8 protein-coding genes and 1 pseudogene are annotated in these 11,220 nt (G+C 42.4%); all 9 read left to right on the top strand.

Annotation, left to right across the window (positions count from 1 at the left end; all coding sequences use genetic code 11):
- Nucleotides 1–88, top strand: a pseudogene (locus L1264_RS13885) (elongation factor Tu); the annotation flags it as partial.
- Between the two features lie 479 nt (nucleotides 89–567).
- Nucleotides 568–2,157: an alkaline phosphatase gene (locus L1264_RS13880; RefSeq protein ID WP_138558976.1), complete on the top strand. Its 1,590-nt coding sequence runs from the start codon at nucleotides 568–570 to the stop codon at nucleotides 2,155–2,157.
- A gap of 11 nt (nucleotides 2,158–2,168) precedes the next feature.
- Nucleotides 2,169–3,968 carry an alkaline phosphatase gene (locus tag L1264_RS13875; RefSeq protein WP_199527132.1) on the top strand — a complete coding sequence of 600 codons (1,800 nt, stop codon included), beginning with the start codon at nucleotides 2,169–2,171 and terminating at the stop codon, nucleotides 3,966–3,968.
- A 71-nt stretch (nucleotides 3,969–4,039) separates the two neighbouring features.
- Nucleotides 4,040–4,756 (top strand): hypothetical protein, encoded by a 717-nt coding sequence (locus L1264_RS13870; protein WP_135922801.1) that lies wholly within the window; start codon nucleotides 4,040–4,042, stop codon nucleotides 4,754–4,756.
- A 185-nt stretch (nucleotides 4,757–4,941) separates the two neighbouring features.
- The gene (locus tag L1264_RS13865) at nucleotides 4,942–5,736 is read left to right on the top strand and encodes a VOC family protein (protein ID WP_138558003.1); all 795 of its coding nucleotides are present in this window, start codon (nucleotides 4,942–4,944) and stop codon (nucleotides 5,734–5,736) included.
- Nucleotides 5,737–5,853: 117 nt separating this feature from the next.
- Complete coding sequence (locus L1264_RS13860; protein ID WP_135922799.1) at nucleotides 5,854–6,519, top strand: SDR family oxidoreductase; 666 nt, start codon at nucleotides 5,854–5,856, stop codon at nucleotides 6,517–6,519.
- Nucleotides 6,520–6,657: 138 nt separating this feature from the next.
- Nucleotides 6,658–7,038 (top strand): hypothetical protein, encoded by a 381-nt coding sequence (locus tag L1264_RS13855; protein WP_135922798.1) that lies wholly within the window; start codon nucleotides 6,658–6,660, stop codon nucleotides 7,036–7,038.
- A complete protein-coding gene (locus L1264_RS13850; protein ID WP_199527133.1) occupies nucleotides 7,035–9,371 on the top strand; it encodes a fatty acid cis/trans isomerase in 2,337 nt (778 codons plus the stop codon). Before L1264_RS13855 ends, L1264_RS13850 begins: the two co-directional genes overlap by 4 nt.
- 97 nt (nucleotides 9,372–9,468) lie before the next feature.
- Nucleotides 9,469–11,220: a hybrid sensor histidine kinase/response regulator gene (locus L1264_RS13845; RefSeq protein WP_135922796.1), complete on the top strand. Its 1,752-nt coding sequence runs from the start codon at nucleotides 9,469–9,471 to the stop codon at nucleotides 11,218–11,220.

Below are 11,220 nucleotides of genomic sequence, written 5' to 3'. Positions count from 1 at the left end.
AATCGCGATGGACGAAGGTTTACGCTTCGCTATCCGTGAAGGTGGCCGTACAGTTGGTGCTGGTGTTGTTGCATCTATCGTTGAGTAATATCAACAGATAGAGCTTCACAGCTTATAAAAAGGTCGCCCTAGGCGGCCTTTTTTAATGTATGTAGAAAAGCTATCAGCCGTCAGATTAGATCGATATGGTTATTTAGTTGAGAGTATTCACTCGGATTTACCCTGTTCATTGTTCGGGTAGGTTGCTTTGAGCGAAGCGAAACCCAACACAATCCATATAAACCTGCTCTTTTATCAACTCAAATAACCTTTGCTCTGATTAGGCTTGACCTCGCCCCTTTAAATTTACCCTCGCAAATTCGCTAACTCATATCTAGAAACTAGCCTATTTATTTCCACTAAAACTAATTACTTACCTTCTTGCGCTGCTTTTTTTGGTTTCATCATTTTGTCATGAAAAGTCACTTTTTCAGTAACAAAACACTCATAGGATGGCTGCGCTAATTAACCAAGCGCAGCTTAATTAGCTCCAAACTCTTAAAAATAACGTACTAACGGAACGTAACGATGAAAATTAATAAAATTGCGACTGCAATTGGTTTAACGTTGGCATTGTCAGCGACGGCCAATGCAGGTGTGTTACCAGACAGTCAAAAACAAAATGATTGGTATAGTGCCGCTGAAGCTACATTAACAAAAAAAGAAGCGGCAGCTCAGGCTGAGCAAACGTTTAAAGCTAAAAATGTCATTCTATTTGTTGGCGATGGTATGGGTATCTCAACGCTAACTGCGTCACGTATCATGGCAGGTCAAATGGAAGGTAAGTCGGGTGAAGAAGGCTTATTAAGCTTTGAAGAGTTCCCTTACTCGGCGCAAATCAAAACCTACAACGTTGATGCGCAAACACCTGACTCTGCAGGCACAATGACAGCGATTATTTCTGGCGTTAAAACTGATGTAGGTGTAATTGGTGTTAACGAAAACATTGAGCGTGGCAAGTGTGCAACAGTTGCAGGTAATGAATTAATCACTGCTACGGAACTTGCAGAAATCAAAGGTCTAGCAACAGGCGTTATTTCAACAGCCCGTATCACCCACGCAACACCAGCTGCAACCTATGCAAAATCAGCTGACCGTAACTGGGAAGACGTATCTGATATGCCTGCTGATGCAGTAGAAGCAGGTTGTGAAGATATTGCCTCACAACTTGTTAATTTCGAGAAGAACCTTGAAGCACGCTTCGTAGGTACTGATGTAGACGGCCTTGAAGTGGTGATGGGCGGTGGTCGTCGTCACTTCTTACCGAAAGATGCGGCATTCAACTCAGCTGATGCAGTGAGTGAAGTGGAAGGCGACCGTACTGATGAGCGTGATCTAACTGCTGAATGGCAAGAAATGTATCCTGATGGCAAGTACGTAATGGACCAAGCTGGCTTCGATACGCTCAATGCTGATACCAAGCGTGTATTTGCATTATTCAATGAATCACACATGCAATACGAAGCAGACCGCGCTAACGATGTAGCAGGGGAGCCGTCATTATCTGCAATGACTGGCAAAGCAATTGATATCTTAAAGAACAACGAAAAAGGCTTTTTCTTAACGGTTGAGTCGGGTCGTATCGACCATGGTCACCATGCGGGCAACGCTTTTAATGCACTAAGCGATACTGTTGAATTTGCTAAAGCGGTGCAAACAGCAGTTGAAAATACTAACCCTGAAGAAACACTTATCCTAGTAACAGCTGACCACAGTCACGTATTCACTATTGCAGGCTATCCAAAACGTGGTAACCCAATTTTAGGTAAAGTAGTAGCCGTTGGCAGTGAAGAACCAAGCCTAGCAGCAGATGGTATGCCATACACCACCGTTGGTTACGCCAATGGTTTAGGCTTTCGCGATTTAGGTGATGAAACCAATGCGGAAGTATCTTACAACGAGGCTCCATTTGCAGGTCGTGTTGATTTAACGGGGGTTGATACAACTGCACCTGGTTATCACCAAGAAGCAACAGTGCCATTAGGTTCAGAGACCCACGCAGGTGAAGATATTTCACTGCATGCAAAAGGTCCCGGTGCGCAACTAGCACAAGGCGTTGTGGAGCAAAACGTAATTTTCCACATCATTAACCAAGCTCTAGAACTAATTGAAGAATAATGGCGACGACGATGAAAAAACTAAATTTAATTTCTCTTGCTGTAGTAGTGGCATTAGCAGGCTGCTCTGATGATGACGATAAAAGCTCAACAAAAACACTGACTGTTGAAAATACTCTAGCGGTTGGTTCTGAGCAGTGTGTAAACGGTGGTACAGAAACTCTAACAGGTGCAGATAGCAACGATAATGGTGAGCTAGACTCAGCAGAAGTAACTGATTCAACAGTGTCATGTAATGCACCGGCAACCTCGTTAACTGCATCGCAATTAGCGCCACTGACTGACAATGACTGGTTTAAGTCAGCACAAGTTAAAGTTGCTACTAGCGAAGAAAATATTGCTGCAGTTGTAAAAGAGTCAGGTAAAGCGAAAAACGTGATTCTATTTGTTGGTGACGGCATGGGTATTTCGACCGTAACAGCTGCGCGTATTATGGCAGGTCAGCTAGAAGGTAAGTTGGGTGAAGAGCACCAACTTAGCTTTGAAAAACTACCATTCTCTGGTTTTGCTAAAACCTATAACGTTGACGCACAAACACCAGATTCAGCGGGTACGATGACGGCAATGGCGTCAGGTGTAAAAACTGATGCAGGTGTGATTGGTGTAGATGAAAATATCGAACGCGGTAACTGTGCAACGGTTGCGGGTAATGAGCTAGTTACTGCCACTGAGCTGGCAGAGATCGCGGGTAAGTCGACAGGTATTGTATCTACAGCGCGTATCACTCACGCAACGCCTGCAGCAACGTATGCAAAATCGGCTGATCGTAACTGGGAAGACGTATCTGATATGCCAGAAGCAGCAGTGGCAGCAGGTTGTGAAGATATTGCATCGCAATTAGTTAACTTTGAAGCAAACCTCGAAGCTCGTTACGAAGGCCTAGATGTTGATGGCTTAGAAGTTGTGATGGGCGGCGGTCGTCGTCATTTCTTACCTAAAGATGCAGCTTATAACTCAGCCGATGCAGTGAGCTCGGTAGAAGGTGACCGTACAGATGGTCGCGACCTAACAGCTGAGTGGAAAGCTAAATATCCTGCAGGTCAGTATGTGATGGACCAAGCCGGTTTTGATGCAATCAATGCTGATACGACAGAACGTGTATTTGGTTTATTTAATGAAACTCACATGCAATACGAAGCAGATCGCGCGAACGACGTAGCGGGTGAGCCGTCACTTTCTGAAATGACAGCAAAAGCAATTGATGTATTAGATAACAACGACAAAGGCTTCTTCTTAACTGTTGAAGCAGGACGTATTGACCATGCTCACCACGCAGGTAATGCCTATAATGCATTGAGCGATACTGTTGAGTTATCAAAAGCTGTACAAGTTGCTCTTGATAAAACCAGCATCGAAGACACGTTAATCATCGTAACAGCTGACCACAGCCACGTATTTACCATTGCAGGCTACCCAAAACGTGGTAACCCAATCTTAGGTAAAGTGGTACCAGTTGGTAGTGATGAGCCATCACTTGCCGCAGATAACATGCCATACACAACCGTTGGGTATACCAATGGTGGCGGTTTCCGCGACTTAGGTGACGAAACAGATGCTGATGTAGGTTATGACTTTGCGCCAGTGACCGGTCGTGTTGATTTAACTGATGTTGACACAACCACACCTGGCTTCCATCAAGAAGCTGTTGTACCGCTTGGCTCTGAAACACATGCAGCAGAAGATGTGGGTGTGTATGCAGTGGGCCCAGGTGCACATTTAGTAACGGGTACTAATGAGCAAAGCCTTATTTTCCATGTGATGGATTATGCTGCCGACCTTGTTAAGCAAGCCGATGCTAAATTAGCACAGTAATGAGTTATTGGGAGGCTTTGAGCCTCCCTGACTTAATCAGTTAATTAACAATCAAATATAAAGAGAATCCCGTGAAAGTAGCTATCTTAATTGCCTCATTACTAAGCCCATTAGCCGTTGCTGGGCAATGCGATATGAACACAGGTTACACGCAAGCTGACTACAAAGTCACTACAGCTATTGTTGCTAATAAGCAGCAGACTGAAAATACTTTTACACTTTGGCGTACACCACATCAGGTGGCTAAGCAAAATCCACAGTTTATTGAGCTGTGGCAACAGTTACGTAATCAACAAGTTCGCCCAATCCGTTACTTCCAAGACGCACAGCGTGGTATTGAGTATCAACCATCTGAAGTACAAGGTGAGCAAGATTGGAGTAGCAAATATCAGTTAGTAAGCGATAAATTTTTAGCCTCTATGACGCACCAAAAAAGCACCGGTGAAGGTTGTGAGCTAACAGAGTATTACACCCAGCAGCAAGGCCAAAGCAAAGTAGAGCTAAGCTGGCTTGCCAATCAAAAATTACTAAAATCACTTCGAATTTCAACACCCAGCTATAGCCGAGAGATTGTGTTAACAGCCAGCAATCATAATCAACAAGATGTGCAGGCAGAGTTTGCGAAATGGGATAACTATCAAACGACCGATTACGCAGATATCGGTGATAATGAAAGCGATCCATTTTTAGCTAAAATGATAAACCAAGGTTTTGTTGAACATGGTGCGAGCGGTTTTTATGATGCGCAAGGTAATCAGCTCAAAGGTGAGCATGGCCATCATCACTAATTAATTATTGCAATGCCGCTTTTTTAGCGGCATTTTTGTCTCTGTAGCTTCGCGTTGCTAGCGCTGTTCATTGTCTGTTTTAGCTAAGGCAAAATTACGTACTTCAACGAAATACCACAACTATTGTTTGGTTTGATTGGTAAATTTTGCGATTGTTGCTTAAGTTTAACCAAGGAGGAACAGCCATGACAAAAATAAATACAAAACACCCAGCAGGTACTTTCTGTTGGGCCGAGTTATGCGCGAAAGACTGGCAAGCTGCAAAGCAATTTTATACGCAACTTTTTGACTGGGGTTTTGACGATCAGCCAATAGGCGAAGATATGTATTACACCATGCTGCAAAAGCAAGGTGATGATATTGCCGCTATGTATCAACTGCCAGCAAGTATGAGCGAGATGCCAACCCATTGGTTATTATATATTGCTGTTGATGATGTTGATCAAAGCACAGAGCTTGCAAAATCATTAGGTGCAACGGTTTTGGCAGGGCCACATGATGTAATGACAGCGGGTCGCATGGTGATGCTGCAAGAACCGGGCGGTGCAACATTTGCCTTATGGCAAGCGGGTGAGCATATCGGGGCTAAACGAGTACAAGAGCTAAACTTGCCTTACTGGTTTGAGCTTGTGTCGAAAGACATGCAAAAAAGTCGCGACTTTTATTGTCAGTTGTTCGGATGGCAGTTTGAGGTGAAACCCATGGAGGGCATGGACTACACCTTATTTACCATCGATGAGCAACCGATTGCAGGCATGCTTGAAATGACCAACGAATGGCCCGATGACATTCCATCTCATTGGATGCCGTATTTTGCGGTAGCAGATTGCGATCAGGCAGTTGCCAAAGCAACGCAGCTTAATGGGGCTATTTGTGTGCCAGCAACAGACATCCCAGATGTTGGACGCTTTAGTGTTATTACCGATCCCCAAGGGGCCGTATTTTCCATTCTTAAGTCAACCATTGATGAATTAACTTAAGCCCTTGGTTTTTGCCAATCTGTCCCAAGGTATATATATACCCAAACCACCTGAAGATGCAGAAACTCGCACCTTGAGGTGACTTGGGTATAAAAAAGCCAACTAAGGAGCAGATTGATGACTAAGCATGTGGTGGTTACAGGGGCCAATAAAGGTATTGGCCTTAATTTTTGTAAACAGTATTTAGCTCAAGGTTACCGTGTTAGTGCAGTAGTTCGCACTCCAAGCGAAGAGTTACAAGCACTCGATGTAAAAATTATTAGCGACATTGATGTATCTAACGCCGATGATGTTGCAACACTTGCCAACTACTTACACGGCGACAAAATTGATATTTTGGTTAATAACGCCGGTATTTTTCATAACGAAACATTAGCTGACATGGACTTTGCTACCATCGAAAAGCAAATCAGCGTTAACAGTATCGCACCAATTCGCATTACTCATGCATTACTGCAAAGCTTAGGTATTGATGCCAAAGTGGCGATGATCACATCTCGTATGGGCTCAATTGCAGATAATAGCTCGGGCGGTTACATTGGCTATCGGATGTCAAAAGCAGCACTTAATGCCGCCAGTGTTAGTTTGGCCCATGAGCTAAAAGAGAAAGAAATTGCAGTAGGGTTATTTCATCCAGGCTTTGTACAAACGCAAATGGTTAATTTTGCCGGCGACATAAGCCCCGAAACTGCGGCAGAGCGGCTCATTAAGCGTATTGATGAATTAAACCTAAGCAACACTGGTGGGTTTTGGCATTCAAATGGCGAAACGCTACCTTGGTAGTTGTTTTTTCTGCTTTTTTTATCTTCAGCTAGTTAGTAGTGATTAAGCTGCTAACGGCTGATAACTTTCGCTAATTATTGAACTTATAGTTTGCTATACTCGTACAATTGAAAGTCATTTTGATGTAGAGAAAAGCACATGGAATTAGAGCAAAATAGCGATTTAACCCTTCCACTCTTTTATTTCGATGAAAATCTTCACAGCCGCGATATCGAATCTCCAGATTTATTATTACATGTAACACTTAGCGAAGAGTTACTCGCACAGCTTTGCCAAAACCCAGCTGTTGATAGCAGTGTCGCAATTGCCATTAATGAATATCGTCTTGAAGCGTTAAATGATGATTATCAAGTATTAATTGATGGTGAGCACAGCGCGCAACTGAGTTTAGTTCGTGGGCCACTATTAAGCGCTATGCTTAGCTGCGACAACGACCAAACCTTTGTGTCGCCGCAAGTAGATATGATGCCAACCTTCGATTTAGGTGATGACATTGAAGATATCGAGGAGGAAGGATGAGAAAACTCCTCACTACCGTATTTGGTCTCATTCTGTTAAGTGGCTGTGCTTATTTAGGTGCAGCACACTATGATAAATTGTTTGGTGAAGAGCAACCAAGAGAGCGTTTTGTTGCTGCATCAACCTTAGAAGGGGCTGAGTTTTTAAATGATGTAAAGCCTGTTCTTGATACTCGTTGTGTGGTGTGTCATGGCTGTTATGACGCACCGTGTCAGCTCAAGCTATCTTCTGTAGAAGGTATCGACCGTGGTTTAAGTAAAGAGCGTGTTTATGACGGCACACGATTATTAGCGCAAGAGCCAAGTCGCTTACTATTTGATGCGACAACGACCGCTCAGTGGCGTGAGAAAGGTTTCACTCCAGTACTCAATGAAAGAATCCAAACAGCAGAGGCAAACCTTACCGGAAGCGTGCTTTACAATGCCTTAGTGCTCAAGCAAAGTAGCCCATTGCCTAAGCAAGCTATTTTAGGCGATGAGTTTGATTTTTCACTCGATCGTGAGCAAACATGTACCACAATGAGTGAGTTTGACTCATTTGCTAAGGATAACCCGCACAGCGGTATGCCTTATGGGTTGCCTGGTATTTCAACTGAAGAGTTTCAACATCTGGCTAAGTGGCTTAGAAAAGGCGGCTATCTTGCTCATATAGATCCTCCTGAAAAGGACGTACTAAAACAAGTTGAACGCTGGGAAGCATTCTTAAATCAAGATGGTTTAAAGCATCAGCTTGCCGCTCGCTATATTTATGAACACTGGTACTTAGCGCATATTTATTTCCCTGAGCATGGCGATAAACATAGCTACTTTAAGTTGGTGCGCTCTTCGACGCCGCCGGGTGAAGAGATCAAACACATTAGCACCCGTCGCCCATATGAAGACCCTAAAGTTGAGCGAGTTTATTATCGTTTAATGCATGACCGTTCGACTATTTTAGCGAAAACACATTTACCTTTAGCATTAAATGACGAAAAGCTTGCACGCTTACATTCACAATTTATTGAAGCTGATTATCAAGTAAATAAACTGCCAAGTTATAAGCCTGAAGTGGCATCAAACCCGTTTAAAGCCTTTGCTGCAATTCCAGTAAACTCGCGTTATCAATTTATGCTTGATGAAGCTGAGCTTATTATTATGGGCTTTATTAAAGGGCCTGTTTGTCGTGGTCAAATTGCGTTAAACGTGATTAACGATCAGTTCTGGGTAGGTTTTGCGAAGCCTGAAATGGCGGCGACACCGAAAGTCGGTGAAATGTTGTTACAACATGAAGATGCGCTAGCCTTGCCTGCAGAAGAAGAAAGTAATGCTTTGCCGATTTCTAGCTGGGTGAAGTATTCAAAACGCCAAAACAAATACTTGTCTGCCAAAGTTGCACTGGCAAATAAGATGTTTGCCAACGGTCAGCACCTCACAACCGATTTACTTTGGCAAGGTGATGGTCATAACCAAAATGCAGCGCTGACGGTATTTCGTCATTTCGATAGCGCAACGGTTGTTAAAGGCTGGATAGGTCAAGAGCCAAAGACCACTTGGATACTCGACTACGCGTTATTTGAACGTATTCATTACTTGCTGGTGGCGGGTTTTGATGTGTATGGCAACATTGGTCATCAGTTATTAACTCGTTTGTATATGGACTTTTTACGCTTAGAAGGTGAAGCAAACTACCTTGCATTATTACCAGAAGCTAAACGTAAAGAAATTAAAGCACAGTGGTATCGTAAATCGCCACCTAGCCTAACGAGTTTCTTTGAAGATGAGTTGTCGTTTAGTCAGCCTACAGGCATAGAATATAAAACCGCAGATCAACAGTCTGAACTTTATAATATGCTCAAAGAGAAACTCAAACCAATTTTGAGTCCTCGCTATGATTATACGAAAGTGCCTGAACCACTGGCGAAAATTAACGATCTTCCTGTTAAAGCAGTTAACTTGCTGCCACAAATTTCGTTTGTGTTGGTCAAAGACAGCGATGATAAACATAAAGCCTACACCTTGATCCACCATAATGCTCATTACAATATCTCGAGCTTATTGAATGAAGAAGGTCAGCGTGCTTATGATGAAGATACCGTAACAATTGTGCCTGGATTTATAGGTGATTACCCAGAAGCAATTTGGTATTTACACAATGAACAACAGGTTGCAGCTTTTGCATCTGGGCTTGCAAAAATAACAGATGAAGCAGCCTACAGAGAGCTAAAAAGTGAGTTTGCTATTCGTCGCACGCATCCACAGTTTTGGCAATACAGCGATATTTTACACCGTGTAGCGAAAGAGTATCGCGGCGTCGAATTTGGTTTGTTTGATTATAACCGACTTGAAAATAGGTAAATTAATTTACCTATTTAGCTGATATTTAAAGCCCACCTTGAGTGGGCTTTATTGCATTATATGATCTACAATTACTCTAAAAATAAACGAGTAAAACATGTTTAAGTTAGTCACAGATATACGCAGAAGATATCGCTTCGGATTGTTAGCGATAGCAATTTTGATATCAACTTCAGCGGCGTTGATCCAAACCCTTTTGTATGTGCAAAAGGGAGATGCGAAAGTGATTAACATTGCAGGTAAACAGCGCATGCTTTCGCAAAAGATAGCTCTTTACGGTAATGCGTTAATTTATCATGAAGCTGATAGCTTTCAGCAACAACATCGTCGATTGCTAGAGCAGGCGGTCGATCAGTTTATTGCAGGTCACCAGTTTTTAATTCAGCAAGATAGTGAAGGTGATTATATTTATCTAAACGAATCATTACAGGCTCACTACTTCTTACCGCCCACAGCTCTTGATGCCCACGTTAAACGCTACATCAGTAAAGCCCAGTTACTTCTCAATAGCCGCGAAAATTATTTAGAAATAGACAGCTCACTATTTGCCAGTAATCAGCTTGAAGCCTTACTTACAAAATTAGATCAAGCCGTAAAGCTCTTGGAGCAAAAGTCAGTGCATAAGGTCACACTACTTGCCGTTCTCGAAATGATGTTTTGGGTTATTGCAATGGTATTACTACTCATTGAGTTACTATTTGTTTTTAAACCAATGGAGAATCTAATCACAAAAGCACTTACAAGTTATAAAGAACAAAAAGATTATGCAGAACAGGTAAATAAAACGAGAGAGCGTTTTATTGCTCGCACTAGTCATGAATTTAGAACACCTTTACAAGGATTAACAGCATCCATAGAGTCTCTTGATATTAAAGAAGAGCAAAAGCTGGCTCAGCAACAAGCACTATATTGTGCTAACCGCTTGGTGGTGATGTTAGATGAGTTGCTTGATTTACAAGAAATGACCACAGGCCAGTGGCAACCTAAACTTGACCAAGGCAACTTGTTAGAAACATTAAAACAAGCGATTGCACCCTATGAATACGCTTGTCACGAGAAAAAGATTACTCTTAGCGTCAGTTTATCTGATTCGCTTAACAGCGATTTCATTACTGATCATCCGCGGTTACAACAAGTCGTTGCTGAATTGATAAATAACGCGGTTAAATTTACGCCGGTGCAAGGGCGAATAGCAATTACAGCGACTAATCAAGGTAAGCAACGCCTGCTATTAGAAGTGCAAGATAATGGTAAGGGGTTTGACGAATTACCCTCAGATATACAAGATAATGAAAATAGAACTGAGCAACATTTTCAAGGCTTAAAAACAGGGCTACTGCGAGTAAAGCACATTGTTAAAGCATTAAATGGCGACATTCAATTTTTTAATGCGCAGCCACAAGGCGCCAAAGTGGTTATAAATCTTAACTTCGTAAGTTCACCGGGCATAGAACAGTCTGCAAAGTTGCCAGGTGCTTTAAACTGCTTAATTGTTGAGGATAATCCTCTTAATGCCACGATACTAGGTCGCATACTTAAGCATTTTAACTACAGTTTTGACGTTGCTGAAAATGGTTTAATCGCCACAGATATGGCCTTGCATACTCAGTATGATGTAATTTTTATGGACCTAAATATGCCCGTAATGGATGGTTTTAAAGCGATAGATATCATTCGTAATGAGCAAGGACAGCAAACCCCAATCTTGGTTGTGACAGCGAACACCTCTAATGATGATTTACAACGAGTATATGAACTAGGGGCTAATTTACACGTATATAAACCGATTTCTGCTGACTCGGTCGAAAAAGCCCTCAGTATTTTATTTACCGAGAGCTCACAGGGATAA

Source organism: Pseudoalteromonas sp. APAL1, assembly GCF_021532475.1.
Lineage (GTDB): Bacteria > Pseudomonadota > Gammaproteobacteria > Enterobacterales > Alteromonadaceae > Pseudoalteromonas > Pseudoalteromonas lipolytica_C.
The sequence above is the reverse complement of the archived record's forward strand: the minus strand, read 5'-3'. Positions and strand labels throughout refer to the sequence as shown.

Excerpts from the sequence above, each read along its gene's own strand:
- L1264_RS13860 (WP_135922799.1), top strand. The coding sequence starts at position 5,854 with ATGACTAAGCATGTGGTGGTTACAGGGGCCAATAAAGGTATTGGCCTT.
- L1264_RS13850 (WP_199527133.1), top strand. The coding sequence starts at position 7,035 with ATGAGAAAACTCCTCACTACCGTATTTGGTCTCATTCTGTTAAGTGGC.
- L1264_RS13855 (WP_135922798.1), top strand. The coding sequence starts at position 6,658 with ATGGAATTAGAGCAAAATAGCGATTTAACCCTTCCACTCTTTTATTTC.
- L1264_RS13865 (WP_138558003.1), top strand. The coding sequence starts at position 4,942 with ATGACAAAAATAAATACAAAACACCCAGCAGGTACTTTCTGTTGGGCC.
- L1264_RS13880 (WP_138558976.1), top strand. The coding sequence starts at position 568 with ATGAAAATTAATAAAATTGCGACTGCAATTGGTTTAACGTTGGCATTG.
- L1264_RS13845 (WP_135922796.1), top strand. The coding sequence starts at position 9,469 with ATGTTTAAGTTAGTCACAGATATACGCAGAAGATATCGCTTCGGATTG.
- L1264_RS13875 (WP_199527132.1), top strand. The coding sequence starts at position 2,169 with ATGAAAAAACTAAATTTAATTTCTCTTGCTGTAGTAGTGGCATTAGCA.